We start from the raw sequence: 242 nt of genomic DNA, 5'->3' as shown, positions 1-242 counted from the left end.
TCTCCAGCGGTCCGGACGCCCTGCAGGCGCAAGTGCAATCGCACAGCCGCCCGCACGCGGCCGACCAGCCGTGGACCGCGGCCGCGCGCGTATCGTGGGACCGCCTGCCGCGCTTCAAGCTGCTGACGACGTCCAGCTTCGCGTTCGCCCGCGCCAACCCCATCACGCCCGCCGTCGGCGCCGACGCCATCATGCGCCCGCGCCCCAGCGGCGGCCTCGCCCCGATCACGCTCGCCAACCAC

General features: G+C 75.2%; 1 protein-coding gene. It reads left to right on the top strand.

Annotation, left to right across the window (positions count from 1 at the left end):
- Positions 1-242 (top strand): hypothetical protein (locus ACEN88_RS36125; RefSeq protein ID WP_413347185.1); only part of this gene is annotated, 242 nt, incomplete at both ends.

The sequence above is a fragment of the Massilia sp. CT11-108 genome (genome assembly GCF_047302915.1).
GTDB classification, from domain to species: domain Bacteria; phylum Pseudomonadota; class Gammaproteobacteria; order Burkholderiales; family Burkholderiaceae_D; genus Telluria; species Telluria orientalis.
Note: the sequence above shows the minus strand (reverse complement) of the source record. Positions and strands in the feature narration are given on the sequence as shown.